Source organism: Hymenobacter sp. YC55, from assembly GCF_029433095.1.
Lineage (GTDB): Bacteria > Bacteroidota > Bacteroidia > Cytophagales > Hymenobacteraceae > Hymenobacter.
Genome location: NZ_JARNTX010000007.1, coordinates 1 through 16,265 on the forward strand (window position 1 = coordinate 1; position 16,265 = coordinate 16,265).

Below are 16,265 nucleotides of genomic sequence, written 5' to 3' on the forward strand. Positions count from 1 at the left end.
TCCACCGCTCCCGCACACCCGGCAAATGGCTCGGTTGCTTGCCCGCCGACAGGTGCTTGCCCTCGGGGCGTTGCGGCTGACAGTTGTGGAGCACCTCCTGAATGGTGCCTTGGTTGGTGAAGCCCAGCACGAAATCGAAGTACTGCACCGCATCATCCGGATAGCACCGGGCGTGCGGACCACCGAGCACCGTTACGGCGCCTTGACTGCGGAAGTAATTACTGAGTGCGTAGGCCAGCAACGCCGATTCGGTGAAGGCACTAATGAACACCAAATCAACGCCTTTGGGCAGCTCTTTCCGCAAATCTTCCAGGCCCGTGTAGCAAATCAGCTTCACGTCGTGCCCTTCCTCTTCGCACCAAGTAGCCACTACTTGGGGCATAATGCTGGCTAGATTAGCGTGCATGGCGCGGGCCCACAACGTGGTGGTAGGCCCTTTGCACACTAAGTCGATAACCCCAATTGTAAGCTTTGTCATAAAAGTAGTAGCAGATTAGTTTCCTGACCAGACATACCCGCTGCTCTTTGGCAGAAGCGACCTTCGCCTTAACCTGGGCTTGAACGGTGGCTCCGCCAGCAACCGTCGGAGCAGGGTGGGGCGCCAAAGGGAGCTCAAGGAGTTGCTTTCAGGGCGTAGTAGACTTCCAACCAGCTTAACTCCCCAGCCACGTAGCGGGCATAGAGCGGCTGGGCCACGGCATTTGTTGGCAAGCCGGGAACAACGGCCTGCATTTGCTGCAACACCCACGCCCGCTGCGCGGGGGTTTGGGCATAGGGGCCGAAGCGAGCATCAGAGGCCATATGAACATAGCGGAAGGAAGCGCCGGGATACGCTAACCCAAAGGTGAGCGCAGGAAAGCCGCAACGTGCTGCGGATGATACGGGAAAGCCCTTGCGGAGAATACCTAATTTCTGTTAACACTCTTCCTCATGCCACCACTGGGCCGGGCGGTTGCCCTGGGCCAGCAGAAAATCAATGACCGGGCGCAAGTGGTCGGTGCGCGGGGTGTGGGCGGGGCCATACTAGCCAAACTACGGTTGAAGCGTAATGGGATGGGGTGCCGGAAAGAAGCGCAGCGACGCTCTATCTCGGCGATGCTGAGCGTTGGTAGCGCCAACACGAAAACGGGCGCTTGGCGCTGCGCCCAGGGTAACTGCCGGTACGCTTCCAAAAAAGCCCACCCATCTAGTACCGGCATCCGCAGGTCCAGCAGAATCAGCGTTGGGGACGGATGCTGGGCCTCTCCCTTGTGGGAGGTCAGATAATCCAGCGCCTGCCGACCGTTCGTAACCACCACTAGCTGCTGAGCCACTGCTAAGCGCCCTGGTAGACGTTGGTGGAGAAAGTTGGTCGTTTTATTATCGTCCACCAACAGGATACAAGAAAGCACGCGCACGATGCGGGGAAAGCTTATGGGTTGGGGTGCAGCGGGTGGTAGAGCAGGTGGGCAGCGGCTTCGAGCAAGGGCAGATCCGTGGTGCGCTCCTGCACCCGCCCTTCCAGCGCCTGGTTGAGCTGCTCGACCTGCCGGCGGGCGAGCACTTGGTCGGTCACGTCGTAGGATAACTCTTTCCTGGCATCCATTCTCCCGAGGCGCCGTACGCTCTGCTAAGAGGTATAAGAAGTAGATTGGAAGACGACACGACGAACTCATGCGCCACCTAGCGGGTATACTCTTAGTGGATGACGACACAACCAGCACTTTTCTCAGTGCGCGGTTGCTGCGCCACCTCGCGCTGACTGACCACCTGCTCGTGGCCGAAAACGGCGCCGAAGGCTGGCAGTTGCTGCAAGACGTACTGGCCCCGCCGGCTCCAGCGGATCAGGGCCTTTGGTTGGTGCTGCTGGACGTGAACATGCCGGTCTTCGATGGCTTTGCCTTTTTGGAAGCCTACCAGCACTTGCCTGCCGTCCAGCAGCAGCGGGTGGCTGTGGTTATGCTTACCACGAGCCTGCACGGAGCCGACCTGGAACGCCTGCAGGACTTGCCTATCGCGGGTATCGTCTCCAAGCCCCTGACCGAAGAGAAAGTACGCACCCTGCTGCGGGAAAATTTGCCGACGTCGCTGCGGGCGGGCAGCGAGTTACCGGACCGCGTCTTTCAATTGGTGTACCGCAGCCAAGCCACCAGGCCCCTGCCGGAAGCTGAGTTATTAAGTTTGCTCAGCCATGCCCGGCAAGCCAACGCAGCCGTGCAGGTTACGGGGATACTCGTGTACTGGAAAGGGTGCTTCGTTCAAGTACTCGAGGGTGCGGAAGCCGACGTGCGGGCGCTATATGCCCGGATTCAACAAGATCCGCGCCACTCGCAGGTCGTCACCGTCAGCGAAGCCCGCGCGCGTCCCCGCCACTTTGCCCAGTGGCGCATGGCGTTAGGCCGCGACACGGCGCCGGCCGTTATCGGCTTATTTGAGCTGGCGCTGAACCCGCCAGTGGTGGGCGGGGTCCTGCTGCTCGAAGTGGTATTGCAGGACGTAGGTGGGGCGCTGGAAAGGTCGTATAGCTAATCCCTACAGTTTCCACTGACCTAGTAATGAGTCGGATAGGCGTTCACGCGGCGCCCACGGCGTTGCCGTGGGCGTAAATGAGCGGAAGTTGTGTTGCCATCAGTGTCAACAAGTACCGTGGGCATACAGGCCAGCAAGCAAAACGTGGGGTGGTGCACGAGCAAAATGACTCCGCAGGGGGCGGGCTCAATGACGGATCAGAAGAGAAAGAAGAAAGAACTTCCCAAATGCCCTGCCCACTGGCATTCGGCCACCACTACCAAGCAAAAGCGAGGCGCCGTCCTTACGGCGGGCAAGTACCCGAAGTAACCCACGCGGCCGAGTTCATTAACGCCTTTTACAGCGACTGCTTGCTGGCCTGTAGTAGCTCGAGCAGGAGTTCGCGGGCCTTAAATAGTTGGGCCTTGACCGTGCCGATCGGGAGGTGGAGTTCGGTGGCCACTTCCTCGTAGCTGAGCTCATCGAAATAGCGCAAGCGAACCAGCCGGGCGTACTTCGCCGGTAGCTGGTCCACGACTTGCCGCGCCGCCTGCGCCCGCTGCTGGCGGATCATCGCTTCCTGGGGAGTGGGATCGGGGCAGGACACGTTCCAGCCCACTTCCGCGTCGTCGCTGGCCGACGACAGCGCCGCGAGCGAGAGCGTCTTAAGCCGCTTGCGGCGCAGCGAATCGATGCTGGCGTTGGTAGCAATGCGGAACAGCCAGGTGCTAAAGGCAAATTCGGGCCGAAAGCGCGGCAAATTCCGAAACGCTTTGGCAAAGGTCTCGCTGGTCAGATCGTCGGCATCGTCGGCCTGGCGCACCATCTTGAAGATCGTATAGTACACCGGCTTGCGGTAACGCTGCACGAGTTCTTCGTAGGCGTTGGCGTGCCCCTGTAAGGCGGCTTCGACCAGCGTTAAGTCACGGAGGGCACGCGCCGACCAGATTTTGTCGGTTTCCACCGGGGTAGTCTCAGCAGTAGTATTAGCAGGCATAGGCACAACAACGACGGACGGGAATGATGATTGACGACAGACGACAGACTCCCTCCCTAAGGTTAATAATGAGACAGGGGCGGGCACCGACCGCTCCGCCTAAAGCAATTCTAACCGGTAATCGGGTCAGAGTCTCGGGGAGGAAGCGTACGTGATATAATACAATTCGGTTATTTTATTGAATGGTAACATCACTTTGGTCGGCGTCGCTGATCATTAAGCAGGTGAAGAGCCGGGCTTAGACGCCGTAAGGCAGCGAAATCTTCCCCGAGTGGGTTGTATAGGGTTAGCGCAACGCAGACCGAGCGGGGGCTATGTGGTCCATTCCGTTTAAACTCTTTGGTTGATGCCACTTATTTGCTCGTTGGCTGGCTTGCTTCAGGCGCTGCGCACGATTTATTTTTTAATAGCTCGGTGTGCTGGCGGTTGCTGACTTCACCCAATGCGAGAAATGGTGTTGGGTTAGCGCAGTGTTGGGCTGTTTTATGCGGCAATTATAATCGGCCGCCCGTTGACAAGAGCCCCCGCGCTTAGGCAGACTGCTCCTGCTCGTTAAAGCCCAGTAGTCTTTTAGCTTGTTGCCCCTCAACCTCGCCTGGGCGAGTCCCGTACGTGACACGATGCCCAGTAGTATGCTGTTATGACGACCTCCCAGTGGGTGCTTGACGCCCTTCCCTTGCTGGAACAAATCCGTATCTTGGTTAAGGAAGGCCTTTTTTTAGGGACGCGCGCCGCCCAGGACGGAGGCATCAACCTATATCACTTGCCCCAGGGCTACTTTGCCGAAGTGCATTATAATCCGATGGTGTACGCGGTCACCACCTTCACCGGAACCCTGGGCCTGCAGGCCTACGTCGAGGCCATTTGCTTACCGGAATTGCCGAGCCGCTAAGCAGCCACCAGAGTGCCTCTTATCCCCATCGCTGAGTAGCTTCGGCACGAATGGCGCGGCCCGCTGCGAACTTTTCCTATGAGTACCTGCCCCTTGCCGCGTGCCTGCCGCTGTCAACTTCTGAACGTAATGGTCAGTTTTTACTTCTTGTTTGACGAGCTGCCCCTCGAGCTGCAATTACCCCTGATGTGGGCGCACGGCAGGTTCTGGCCGCCTGCCTAGTCGTGCACCAGATCCGTACACTTTATTATCTCCACCACTTCTTCTGCGAATTGCACTACGATTCCCCGGGTAAGTAGAAACTCGCATTCCGCTGCTAGCCGACCACGCGCGGTTTGGAGGGCTATGTCGATTGGATACGGTTGCCGGAGTTGCGCAACTTGCTGCCATAGCGCGATGCGGTACGCGAGTGTTAAGTAGAGGCGCGCCGCGGGTGCATAATTAATCGGTGCAGGACGCCACTTTCCGAGTTGATCGGCCGCCCTAACGAAAACGGCCCGGTGACGCGACTCGTTTCCGAGGGGCTTATTGACCGCTAGCCTATGATTGGGCCAGTCCATCGGTTATTAGTACCCATCTGAGGGGCCTGGGCCTGACTACAGCATTTGCCGAAGCCAAGTGCCAGCGGCTAGCTCGTCTTCGAAAATATGATAGGTGACGTCGCCTTCGTGGGCATCATTCAGCACTAGGTGCACGGAGAGCCGCGCGTAAACGTCGCGGGGCAGCAGCACGGCGACCAGTTTCTCGTAGTGCCCGCCGGGGCCCCCTTGGCGCCACCGCTCCCGGATAAAGGTCTGCTCTTGCTCGGTGAAGGGCGCGAGAGCCCGCTGATCGGAGAGCACCTTGTGCCAGCCCCGGCGGCGCAGCAGGTGGCTTAAGTGGGTGAGCAAGGCTTGAAAATCAAGCAGCTCGCGCTTGCCAGGCTTGTAGCGCACGACGGCGTAGCCCAGCGCGTGCTCGCCTAACTGACCCGCGGCATTTTCAAAATAAATGCTATGCGTAACAAGCGGCATAGAAAAGCAAATAAAGGGAGGAGCCCTGGACGCTAACCAAGAGGTAAACGGCAAGCCCTGGCAACAGGCAATAAACAGGCGAGTAGGGACCGACAAAGGTAAAAAACATTGGAGGTCACTGCAAAAGCAATCCGCAAGCTACCGCATGTCAACTAGTTATGCTTCGGATAATCTAGGCGCCAACTGCTGCGCATTAAACAAGCTAAGCTAGTATCAACTGGGCCTGAGCTAGGCAGGAAGTAAATGCTCGTAAAGCAGGCTAGCGGCCGCCTCAGGCAAGGACAGATTCATGGCCAGCGCTTGGCACAAGTTCTGGTCGTTGTGGCACAGGGTGCCGTATGTACTAACTGCCTTATTGATGCCCTTGTACTTTCGGCAGCTGAGCGTACCCTATTGATTTTGCGTTGGCCAGCTGTAGGAGCAACTGCTGAAATGTGGTGTGGCTACCCTAGTGGCCCGATTCCTCATGCACCTGTTTTTGCGAGACGAGGTCGTCGACACCTTCTACTGCCCAACGAAAAATAGGCTATTGGTTCCCTGGCTTATTGCTCTTCGTTGTTTGTAGAAAAGCGGTCTAGTGACTTGTCGCTACCCTATTCAAGTAGGAAAACAATCAGTTAAGCTCCGCCGTTAAGCCTAAAAAATAGCTGAACAGTAATGTATAAGAGCTACCCCTTTCATTCCTTTTACCGAGGCATTGGGGTCAACGACGTTTATCATTCGCACCCCACGTGCCAGATTGCGCATAGCATCCCGTGGGAGTTGCGCTTCGTAGGCAATCCGCGCGGGTGGCCGGAATGCTCCTGTTGCGCCGTGCACCATGCGCATCGGCCGAGGCCTCGCCCGGCACACACGCGTCGCGTTGATTCACCACTTGATGTAACGTGAACTGCCCCACAAAGAAGTGATCAAGTAACTGCCGTTTTGCTCGACTCGACGCAATGACCGTGTCGTGCGTGAAAGCAAGGAAAGCTTCCCCGTGCGGCGGTCTCTCACAGCAGTCAGCAAGAAGAATGAGTCATTGGGCCGGGGGCGTACCTCCGGAATTTCTCTCAGGGCGGAAACGTATCGAGCGATCCTGACAGATGCCATGTTGTTACTAGTGCAGGAACTAACCAAGGAAAGGCAGAACCATTACTATCATGCCGGGAAGGGCTGAACTAGGCGCTTCTGCTGCCGACAACCAGCAGGGACTGCTCTTTCTTGCTCGTCTTTTTATTCGAAGGTGGCTGTTGCAGAATGCACTATCCTGTTTGTTGTTCTGCTTTACTTGACCCTGCTTCGCCTTATTAAGCGCCACCTTTACTACTCGATTAGGGGCAGGCTTGTGCACACAAGTTTAGCCAAGACGGGGCTTTCTCCGCACTTTAACCCGCGGGGCGTCCGTTAGGTAAGGTCGATATAGAACGTGGTACCCTCGTTCTCTTTGCTTTCCAGCCAGATTTTACCCTGGTGCAGCTCCACAATCTGCTTGGTGATGAACAGGCCCAGGCCCGTGGTGGTGTCCCCATACAGGCCGGGCCGCGCGGCCGTGGTGAACTTGTCGAACACATGGGGCTGCAGCGCTGCCGGGATGCCCAGCCCCGTGTCGCGCACCACCAGGCGAATGCGGCCTTTCAATTGGCGTAGGGCCACGCGAATCGTGCCCCCGGCCGGCGTAAAGTTGAGCGCATTGGTGAGCAGGTTATCGAGAATGCGGCCAAACTTTTCGGCGTGGATGGCCGCGTGAACCGGGGTCTTGGGCAGTTCCAGGCGCAGGTGGATGTTTTTTTCCCGCGCCGCCAGCCGGAGCACGGCCACCCGCTTGTCGAGGAAGGCGCCCAGGTTGGTGCGATGTTTTTGCAAGCGCGTGGCTTCCAACTGGCCCAGAAACAGCACGTCGCGCAGCAGGGCGTTGGCCGTGCCGCAGGATTGTTCGGCTAGAGCCAGCAACTGCTCGACCTCCTGCCGCTCCGTGGCCGAGTCCATCCGGCGCACCCCGGCATTCTGCCGCAGCAAGGTGATGATCATTTGGACGTGGGCAATGGGATTTTTTAGATCGTGGGCCGCCAGGTGCAGCATGGTTTCCTGCGTGTCGTAGAGGCGCTGGTTGGCCAGCTCCAGCTGCTTGCGTGCCGTGATGTCTTCGAGCGTGGTGTAGCCCAGTTCACCCTCCTCGTCGGGGAAGAGCACCGACGTCACCCGGCACCAGAACGAAGACTTGTCAGGGCGAATGAGGCAGGTTTCCAGCGCAAAGTGCGGTTTCTTGTGCGCCCAGAGCTGCTGTTGCAGCCGCTGCCAGTCCGCCACAAAGTCCGGGTGAGCAAACTCGATGATTCGGCGCCCCACCACCTGCTGCGGTTTTTTCAGGCCCAGCATCGTGGCCAGCGCTTGGTTGGCCTGCCGAATGCGCAGGTCGGGATCGATGATTTTCTGGCCCAGCGGCGAGTTCTCAAACACGCTGCGGAACCGTTCCTGGCTGCGCTGGTACCGGTCGTCCGCCACTTTTTGCTCGCGGGCCACCCCTTTCTGTTGCTGCAAGCGGGTGTTTTTTTTCTGCAGGGACTGGACCTGCTTCTGTTCGGAGCCAGCAGAAGCCGGGGTTGACGAGGGGGAAGCCATTAAAGAAACGGAATAACGAAGGGAAAGAGCCTGCCACGAGGAAAGCAGCGCGTAGGATCAAGTATACGCGAAACGCAGTGCCTTCGCTAGCGGGAGGTCAACGAGGGCGAATTAGGTCAAGCAAGGGTACTACCCCGTTCTGCTGGGCGGGGTTCCGAACGATGAGACCCACCGCGAAGAACTTCCGCCTTCAACAACCCCACCCCGTCCGGCCCGTTTCCTACTTAGTTGCCTGCCACCAGTTGCCTGCTGCCGTCCCGTTTGTCCATGCTTCCAACTGCCTCGCTTGGCACTACCCTGTTGCTCTCCCCCAACTTGCTTTCCGTCTTCAACGCCCAGCCTGGCGCCACTCTATTGCTCTCCCCCGAGTGGCAGATTGTAGGCGCCAGTAACGACTACCTGGCCGCGACCCTCACGGAGCGAGACCTCCTCGTCGGGCAGTACATCTTCGACGCCTTTCCCGATAACCCCGAGACGCCCGAGGCCAATGCCGTGACCAACGTGCGCGCCTCGCTCGCGCAGGTGCTGGCCACCAAGCAGCCCCACGACATGGCCCCGCAGCACTACGACGTGCCTGACCCGGCGCACCCGGGCCGGTTTGTGGAGCGCTACTGGAAGCCACGCCACACGCCCGTGCTCGACGCGGCCGGGCAGGTGCACTTCATCATCCAGTCCGTGCAGGACATTACCGCCAGCCGCTTGGCGGAGCGGCAGTTGCGAGAGAGTCAGGCCCGCGAGCAGGCGGCCTTAGCGGAAACCGAGCGCCAACGAGCCGAGTTGCAGCGCGTCTATGAGGAGGCGCCGGTGGCGATGGGCTTGCTGCGCGGCCCCCGCTTTGTCGTGGAATGGGCGAATGCGCGCATGGGGCAAATTTTTGGGCGTCCCCTAGCACAGATAATAGGTCGTCCGCACTTTGACGCCCTGCCCGACCTGGCCGGCCAAGGCTTCGAGCAAGTCTTTGTGGATGTGCTGGAAACCGGCCGCACTGCCGCTTTTCAGGAACTGTTGGTGCGTATCGAACAAGCGCAGCAGTCCTACCAAGGCTATTTCAACATCACCTACCAGCCCGTCTACGACGGGCCGCACCACATTACCGGCATCTTGTGCTCCGCGTTCGAAGTAACGGACCAGGTGCGAGCCCGCCGGCAAGTGGAGCAGCTCAATCAGGAATTAGAAACCCACGTGCACGCCCGCACTCAGGAATTGACGGCCACCAACGAGCAGCTGCAACGGACCAACGTGGACCTGGACAACTTCATCTACACGGCCTCGCACGACCTGAAAGCCCCGATCAGCAACCTTGAAGGGCTGTTGCACGCGTTGCAACACGAACTACCCGTCCAGAGGCAGGTAGGGGAAATACCTGCCCTGTTGCAGCTCATGCAACAAGCTATTGAGCGTTTCGGCCGCACCCTCCACCATCTGACGGCTATTTCCCTTTTGCAAAAAGAGTACGACCGGCCCGCGACGCCGGTCAACCTGACCCGCGTCGTGGCGGAGGTGCAGTTGGACCTGGCGCCCTTGGTGGCGGAAAGTGGTGCGCAGGTCGTCGTCCTCCTACCCGAACACGTGAGCTTTACCTTGGCCGAGAAAAACCTGCGCTCGATCGTCTACAATCTGCTCAGCAATGCCCTCAAGTACCGCCATCCCGACCGCGTGCCCCACATCGAGATCACCTACGACCAGCAGGGCGAGTCCCACCTGCTGGCCGTGCACGACAACGGGCTGGGGCTGGATCTGGACCGGGGCGCTGAACGGCTGTTTGCCATGTTTCAGCGGCTGCACACGCACGTGGAGGGCTCCGGCGTGGGGCTTTACATGGTCAAGCGCATGATCGAGAATGCCGGCGGCCGGATCGAAGTACAGAGCGAACTCGGCCAGGGCAGCACCTTCTGCGTCTATCTGCCTCTCACCTGATTTTGGTAGAGCTCTTCGGCCTACTGGGTCGGTCCTTTAGGCAGGTCGTTGCGGTGAGGGATACCGCAGGACCAGAATTAGGTGTTGTCCGCAAGGGTTTTCTCGTATTGCCCGCAGCACGTGGCGGCTTTCCCCTCCTCCTCTTTGGGGCAGCGTATTCTGGCGCTTGTTTCCCGTTCTAACTATGGCACCCGATGTTCGCTTTGGCCCCTATGCGCAAACCCCCACGCAACGCGCGCGGGTGTTGCAGCAAATGCAAGCCATCGTGCCCAGTCTGCACAAGAAAGCCCCGGCCGCTGCCCAGCTGCTCTACGCCCGCTACGTGGCGGGGGAGGTACGGGGCCGTCCATAGCTCATCAACTACGACGAGCCGGGGGGCGTCGCTCTTCTGGGGCGGGCTTGATCGTTAGCATAACTTCGGCTAAGGAAGCTAGTTTGCCCCCTGAAAACCATAAATTATTAAAAAACAAGCACTTACAGTTCTGCTTGCGACTATAAAAGGCAAACTTCATTCTTGGTGGGCCGTATGAGCGCTCAACCCGTCCCATAAGGCGGGCCCTTTCTTCACGCAGTAGCCATCCGAGGCGACAGTCTTCCTTCTCTACATACTAGCAACTAGATGGCTACGATTACCGATACGCAGGACAAGGGAGTAATGGCGGCCTTTACCGTTACTACGCGTGCCGTTCCGATTAATCCGAGCAGGACAGTAGAGGGGGCTCTGAACAACTAGTGTAAAATCAAGTGGTCAGCTGAAGCAGTTCCGACAAGGATCCGCTCTTCCGACGTAGCGTCACTCCTCGTAACCATAACCAAACGGCGTAGCGGCTGCTAGTGTTCGCTCTAGCAGTTCGAAGCAGCGCCTCCTCGTTCGTATTATGCCTACACCCCTTGCTCACTGGATTCGCCAGCAGCAGTCGTTGCTCACTACCCCGGAAGACCGGCGCCGCGTGCTTGCCTTTGCCCAGACCCTAACGCACGGGACCCGCCTGCTGCCTACGCCCAAGCAGCAGCTGGTTCTCGATCAGTTTGTGCGGGGTACCTTCTCGCATGAGGAACTCTTGACTCATCTGGAAGTGAGCTCCTAGCGACACGACGGCCCAGAGTGGCTGCGGTCTCTGGCTGGTCTTTCCTGCTTCTTGTTCTTGTTAATAAATCCTTGTGAATAAAAACCTTTTACCGCTCTCGTTGGGAGGGCTGGCCATCGGCACCACCGAATTCGTCATGATGGGCTTATTGCCCTATGTTGCCCGCGACTTTCACGTCTCGATTCCGCAGGCGGGCTACGGCATTTCTGCCTACGCCCTGGGCGTGGTTATCGGGGCCCCACTGCTGACCGAGCTAGGTCGCAACCTGGCGCCTAAAAAGCTGCTGTTGCTCCTGATGCTGCTGTTCACGGTCTGCAATACCCTCTCGGCCTTTGCCCCCAACAACACCGTCCTGTGCGTGATCCGGCTGCTGTCGGGTTTGCCGCACGGTGCCTTTTTTGGCGTGGGCTCGGTGGTAGCGAGCAAGCTGGCGGAAGAAGGCAAGCAGGCGCAGGCCATTTCCGTCATGTTTGCTGGCCTCACTGTTGCCAATCTGCTGACCGTGCCGCTCGGCACTTTCATCGGGCAGCACTATTCGTGGCGCTACGCCCTAGGCGGCCTCGGTGGGGTAGGCCTGCTGACGCTGCTGGCCATCTACTTTTTCCTGCCCACCTTACCTGCCAAAAAAGCCGGCAGTCACCGCGCCGAGCTAGCGCTTTTCAAGAAACTAGATACCTGGCTGATCATCCTGATCACCGCCATCGGCACCGGGGGGTTGTTTTGCTGGGTAAGCTACATCGCCCCGCTCATGACCGAGGTTTCGCGCTTTCCGGCCCCCTATGTGCCCTACATCATGATGCTGGTTGGGCTAGGCATGTTCGTGGGCAATATAGCGGGGGGCAAGCTGGCTGACCGTTTTGCGCCAGTGCCAGCGTGTTTGGTGCTGCTGCTGGCCATGGCCGGGGCCTTGGTGATTATCTTTTTCGTGTCCGAAAATCAGGTATTATCGCTACTGATGACGTTTGTGGCCGGCGGCTGCTCCTTGGCGTTGGCTGCGCCCATCCAGATCCTCATGATCCAAAGCTCGAAGGGGGCCGAAATGCTGGGCGCTTCCGTAACGCAAGCGGCTTTCAACATGGGCAACGCCCTCGGCGCTTTTCTGGGCGGACTGCCCCTGGCGGCAGGCTATGGCTATACCTCACCGGAAGTGGTGGGGGTGGGCATGGCGCTGGTTGGGGCAGGCTTCGCGTACGTGCTCCTCAGCCGCTCCCGCCAGGCAGAACCCGCGGCAACTCCCGTTCCGGTAGCATAGAATGCTTGGGTGTTCTGCTTTTCCGTAGCCTTTTCTTTTATGGACCCCTCATTTCCTTGGCAAGCGGCCTTGTACCCGGTGAACCCTTCTTTGCATTACTTTCTCTGGCTTTACCAAATGCCCACCTGGCTGCTGGGAGCCCTTATTGTCGGCCTGATCCTGTTGCTCTCGCTTGCCGGCCTCTACTTCACGCACCGCCGCCTGCACCAGAGCCAGGCCCCCGACCAGATCGACAACGGGACGGTGGGCTGGTTTTTCTCGGGCGTGACCGTGCTTTACGGCTTAACCCTGGGGTTGCTAACGGTGGCTAGCTGGCAGAATTATTCCACGGCCGCCGGCATTGCCTCGCAGGAGGCGGCCACGCTGGCCGTGCTTTACCGTGACCTAAGCGGCTACCCTGATAGCACACGCCAGCCGCTGCAACGGCAACTGCACGACTACACTCGCTTCATCGTGCAACAGTCGTGGCCGGCTCAGCAACGGGGCCTGGCCAACGACACCGAGCGGCTGGTACTGACCACGTTTCAACTCGAACTACTGCATACAGACGTACCGACCCGGACGCTGCAAGTGCTGCACGGGGAGGCTATCGCCACCTTCAATAAGCTCGTGGAGCTACGACGGCAACGTATTGAGAGCGTCGGCACCGGCGTGCCGGGCGTGCTCTGGGCTGCCGTGCTCATTGGCGCGTTGGTCACCATTGGCTTTTCCTACTGCTTCGTAGTCGTGAGCCTGCGCCTGCATGCGTTGCTGACGGGCTTACTGGCCCTGATGGTAGGAGTAATGATCTTTCTGATTGCAGCGCTGGATCATCCTTATTTAGGCGAAGTTAGTGTGACGCCTGAAGCCTACCAGCTAGTGCTCGACAAGGTGATGATCCCGACTAAGTAATGACAGTCCTTTTGCGGCCGGATCCCGGCGCACTACCGGCTTTTTCTCCAGTCAATCGGCGGGGCACCGCTGTTAACGCAACCAAACACGTCATTATGATCATGTATAAACCCGGGGAATGGTGGAATGCTCTGTGGCATTTCCACACCACCAAAGTGTTATGGGTTCTACTGAGGCGCGTGGCGCTCGTCGGCCTCTACGTCGCCGCCGTCACAGTCGCCCAGCTCGAGTATTTTCAGTTTTTGCTGAAAGTGGAGCGGGAGTACTTTTCGTTTCTTGGCATCCTGCTGAGCTTGCTGTTGGTGTTTCGCACGAACACGGCCTACGACCGCTACTACGAAGGGCGCCGCCAGTGGGGCCAGCTCATCGGCGCCAGCCGCAACTTAGCGGCAGTGCTTAGCGCGGTCCTGCCGGCCGAAGCCGCGCAGCACCGCATTTTCTACGCCCGGATGCTGGCCAACTTTGCCCTTTCGCTGGAAGGACACCTGCGCGAAAACGTGGTCTACGACCAGTTAGAAGCCGTGGATGGCGTGGCAACGGCCGGCTTGCGGGCGGCCGATCATTTGCCGACCAAGCTGGCCACCCTGCTGCAAGCCAGCTATGAACAGCTGCACAAAACGGGCGAGTTGCAGGCCGTGCACCTGCTCCAGCTGCAGCCCTATCAGGGGAGCTTGCTGGAAGCGGCCGGGGCTTGTGAGCGGATCCGGTCCACCCCGATTCCTTTTTCGTACAGCTTTTTCATCAAGGGCTTTATCACGGTCTTTACCTTGCTCATGCCATTCGTGCTCCTCGACACGTACGGCTACTTCACCGTGCCCATCGTTATGATCGGGGCCTACGCGCTGCTGGGCCTGGAGCTCATTGGCGAAGAAATTGAAAACCCGTTCGGCTTGGAAAGCAACGATTTACCCCTCACCCAACTAGCCAACCGAATTCGGGTGAGCGTGCATGAAGTACTGGGGGTACCCCTGCCCGACCACAAAAAAGCGCTGGCTGATTTGCCGTATACCATCGTCCACTAAGTGCATAGTGCCTCGTCCGTCCGGTTATTGGAGCGTTTTTGTGGACAGATTGCTAGATGGTGTTCATTTGGCTATTCAAGCCCCCATGCGGAGGCATCTCGTCCCAAGATGCCGTCTACAAAAACAACGTCCCAGTATCTAGGCGTTTCTTGACTTAGTGAGAAACCAGTGGCTGACATCATCTGCCCAAGGTCCCTCCCCTTCTTCTCCTTGGGGAGCTTTTTCCTAGCCGTTTGACCGGGTAAGCTAGTGCTCTACCTGCGTAAAGCCTAGATAAGGGAGACAAACCCCGCTGAGCTGCTCCCCATCCCCGGCTAGCCACTCCTTGAAGGCGGTGGCTTTGTCGCGACTGATGTGCAGCTCCTGCGGGGGAATGGGGTCCAGCGTCAGCACCAGTTTGCCATTGAAGTAGGGCTGCACCCCACGCACGGCTTGCACGTGCGTGAGCAGTTGGCGGCTGGCCCGGAAAAAGAGTCGCGGGTCGAGCAGCTGTTCGAGTTGCTCGAGGGTGTACTCCAGGACAAAGCGGCGGCCATCACAACTTACCAGTTGCACCAGCTCGTGGCGGGTCTGGAAGTAGGCAATCTGGTCCACCGCCAGCGGCACTAACTGCTCGTTGCTGGCCACCAGAAAGCGAGTTTTATAGGTTCGGCTCGGGCGGGGCAGGCTGTCGAGCACCTGCTCCAGTTGCTGGCTGTGGGCGACGGGCGCAAAAGCAGCGCGCAGATCATGGTACTTGGCCAGGGCGGCGCGCAAGGCGGCTAGCTTGAGCGGTTTGAGCAGATAGTCCACGCTGCGCACCCGGAACGCGCGGATAGCATATTCGTCGTAGCTGGTGGTAAAGATAATGGGGCTGGTGAGCCCCACCTGGTCGAAGACCTCGAAGCTCAGGCCATCGGTCAGCTGGATGTCGGCCAGAATCAGGTCGGGCGGGGCGTGCTGGGCAAACCACTGCCGGCCGGCGGCCACGCTGCGCACCACGCCCACCACCTGCGCCGTGGGGTCGGCCCGGCGCAAGAGCCGTTGCAGGTGCTCGGCGGCTGGGTATTCGTCTTCCAGGAGCAGGATGGTCATGGGCGGCGGGGTTAGGGAAGCAAGGGCACCCGGACCGTAAACAGCCCGTCTTCGCGCAGCACTTCCACCGGAGCGGCCGACAAGAGCTGGTAGCGGCTGATCAGGTTGCGCAGCCCCACGCGGGTGGACGAGGACAGCGTAGTGCGCAGCTGCACGTTGTTTTGCACGCGCACGTACTCATTCCCCTCCTCGGTGAACACGCGCACGCACAGCGGCCGTTCCGGCGATACCACGTTGTGCTTGAGGGCATTTTCCACCAGCAACTGCACGCTCAAGGGTGCCACGCGCGTGGCATAGGCGGCGGGGGCAATGTCCTGCTCGACCTGCAAATCATCCCGAAAACGCGTTTTGTTCAGGAACACATAAGCCTGCACGAACGCCATTTCCTCGGCCAGCGGCACCGTGTCCTGGTGGCGACTCAGCAGCACATAGCGATATACGTCGGCGAGTTGCTCGAGGTAGGTGTGAGCCAGTTCGTTGTCGCCCTCAATCACGGCCGCCAGCGTGTTAAGCGAGTTAAACATGAAGTGCGGGTCGAGCTGGCTGCGCAGCAGGTCGAGCTCGGACTGCAGGTTGGCCCGGGCCAAGGCTTCGGAACGCAGCAGGTTTTCTTTCCAGTGGCGAAAAAAATAGGCGCTTTCGTAGAGCGACGTCACAAAGAGCGTGGGCACTAGGTTCAGCAAAAAGCTGACCAGCAAGGCATCCCCGGTGCCCAGCGGAATGCCGAGCAAAAGCGGGTAGATCCCGTGCAGAAACGCGGTGTTTGCGAACGTAAAGGCGACGCTGGCCAGCGTTTGCACTACCAGCCGCCGAGCCGTCTGCTGGTAGCGCGGAAACCAGCGCCGCATGGCGATGAAAATCAGCCGGTTGCCTTCCCACAAGGTAAAGCCAGAAAGCACCCCGCCCAGAAACCGCCGTTCCACTCCCGGCGCCGTATAGCCCGCCCAGCCGTCGTAGGCCGAGAGCATGAGCAGCGCGGCGCAGGGGATGCCGATCAACCGAATCCATTTGTCGTTCATAGGCCGGCAGCA

Annotated in this window: 17 protein-coding genes; 8 read left to right on the plus strand and 9 right to left on the minus strand. The window is 59.1% G+C overall.

Annotated elements, in window-relative coordinates; genetic code table 11:
* From P1X16_RS26895 to P1X16_RS26910, 4 genes are all read right to left on the minus strand, one after another.
* A partial coding sequence (locus P1X16_RS26895; protein WP_277235589.1) for a hypothetical protein occupies positions 1-478 on the minus strand: 478 nt, incomplete at its 3' end.
* Between the two features lie 134 nt (positions 479-612).
* Entirely contained in the window at positions 613-801 is a 189-nt protein-coding gene (locus tag P1X16_RS26900) for a hypothetical protein (RefSeq protein WP_277235591.1), read from the minus strand.
* Positions 802-905: 104 nt separating this feature from the next.
* A complete protein-coding gene (locus P1X16_RS26905) occupies positions 906-1,397 on the minus strand; it encodes a response regulator (RefSeq protein WP_277235592.1) in 492 nt (163 codons plus the stop codon).
* A 14-nt stretch (positions 1,398-1,411) separates the two neighbouring features.
* Entirely contained in the window at positions 1,412-1,585 is a 174-nt protein-coding gene (locus tag P1X16_RS26910) for a hypothetical protein (protein ID WP_277235594.1), read from the minus strand.
* Between the two features lie 68 nt (positions 1,586-1,653).
* Here P1X16_RS26910 and P1X16_RS26915 point away from each other — a divergent pair, with 68 nt between their 5' ends.
* Positions 1,654-2,508, plus strand: a complete 855-nt coding sequence (locus P1X16_RS26915) for a BLUF domain-containing protein (protein ID WP_277235595.1) — start codon at positions 1,654-1,656, stop codon at positions 2,506-2,508.
* A gap of 337 nt (positions 2,509-2,845) precedes the next feature.
* On the opposite strand, the gene P1X16_RS26920 is transcribed toward P1X16_RS26915, so the two are convergent.
* On the minus strand, positions 2,846-3,484 hold the full coding sequence (locus P1X16_RS26920) for a sigma-70 family RNA polymerase sigma factor (RefSeq protein WP_277235596.1): 639 nt from the start codon (positions 3,482-3,484) through the stop codon (positions 2,846-2,848).
* 640 nt (positions 3,485-4,124) lie between these two features.
* Here P1X16_RS26920 and P1X16_RS26925 point away from each other — a divergent pair.
* The gene (locus P1X16_RS26925) at positions 4,125-4,376 is read left to right on the plus strand and encodes a hypothetical protein (RefSeq protein WP_277235598.1); all 252 of its coding nucleotides are present in this window, start codon (positions 4,125-4,127) and stop codon (positions 4,374-4,376) included.
* A gap of 596 nt (positions 4,377-4,972) precedes the next feature.
* Here the strand turns inward: P1X16_RS26925 and P1X16_RS26930 are convergent.
* Both P1X16_RS26930 and P1X16_RS26935 read right to left on the minus strand, forming a co-directional pair.
* Entirely contained in the window at positions 4,973-5,389 is a 417-nt protein-coding gene (locus P1X16_RS26930; RefSeq protein WP_277235599.1) for a hypothetical protein, read from the minus strand.
* A gap of 1,386 nt (positions 5,390-6,775) precedes the next feature.
* The gene (locus tag P1X16_RS26935) at positions 6,776-7,990 is read right to left on the minus strand and encodes a PAS domain-containing sensor histidine kinase (protein WP_277235600.1); all 1,215 of its coding nucleotides are present in this window, start codon (positions 7,988-7,990) and stop codon (positions 6,776-6,778) included.
* A 267-nt stretch (positions 7,991-8,257) separates the two neighbouring features.
* Here P1X16_RS26935 and P1X16_RS26940 point away from each other — a divergent pair, with 267 nt between their 5' ends.
* The 6 genes from P1X16_RS26940 to P1X16_RS26965 all read left to right on the plus strand — a co-directional run bounded on the left by P1X16_RS26940 (position 8,258) and on the right by P1X16_RS26965 (position 14,160).
* Positions 8,258-9,907, plus strand: coding sequence for a PAS domain-containing protein (locus tag P1X16_RS26940; RefSeq protein ID WP_277235601.1), 1,650 nt, complete (start codon positions 8,258-8,260; stop codon positions 9,905-9,907).
* 184 nt (positions 9,908-10,091) lie between these two features.
* Positions 10,092-10,259, plus strand: coding sequence for a hypothetical protein (locus P1X16_RS26945; RefSeq protein ID WP_277235602.1), 168 nt, complete (start codon positions 10,092-10,094; stop codon positions 10,257-10,259).
* A gap of 526 nt (positions 10,260-10,785) precedes the next feature.
* Positions 10,786-10,995 (plus strand): hypothetical protein, encoded by a 210-nt coding sequence (locus P1X16_RS26950; protein ID WP_277235605.1) that lies wholly within the window; start codon positions 10,786-10,788, stop codon positions 10,993-10,995.
* Between the two features lie 73 nt (positions 10,996-11,068).
* Entirely contained in the window at positions 11,069-12,247 is a 1,179-nt protein-coding gene (locus P1X16_RS26955) for an MFS transporter (RefSeq protein WP_277235606.1), read from the plus strand.
* A gap of 39 nt (positions 12,248-12,286) precedes the next feature.
* Positions 12,287-13,138 (plus strand): DUF4239 domain-containing protein, encoded by an 852-nt coding sequence (locus P1X16_RS26960; RefSeq protein WP_277235607.1) that lies wholly within the window; start codon positions 12,287-12,289, stop codon positions 13,136-13,138.
* A gap of 95 nt (positions 13,139-13,233) precedes the next feature.
* Entirely contained in the window at positions 13,234-14,160 is a 927-nt protein-coding gene (locus P1X16_RS26965; protein WP_277235609.1) for a bestrophin family ion channel, read from the plus strand.
* Positions 14,161-14,406: 246 nt separating this feature from the next.
* Here the strand turns inward: P1X16_RS26965 and P1X16_RS26970 are convergent, their stop codons facing one another.
* Complete coding sequence (locus tag P1X16_RS26970; protein WP_277235611.1) at positions 14,407-15,234, minus strand: LytTR family DNA-binding domain-containing protein; 828 nt, start codon at positions 15,232-15,234, stop codon at positions 14,407-14,409.
* Positions 15,235-15,245: 11 nt separating this feature from the next.
* Positions 15,246-16,253 carry a histidine kinase gene (locus P1X16_RS26975; RefSeq protein WP_277235613.1) on the minus strand — a complete coding sequence of 336 codons (1,008 nt, stop codon included), beginning with the start codon at positions 16,251-16,253 and terminating at the stop codon, positions 15,246-15,248.
* Positions 16,254-16,265 lie beyond the last annotated feature (12 nt).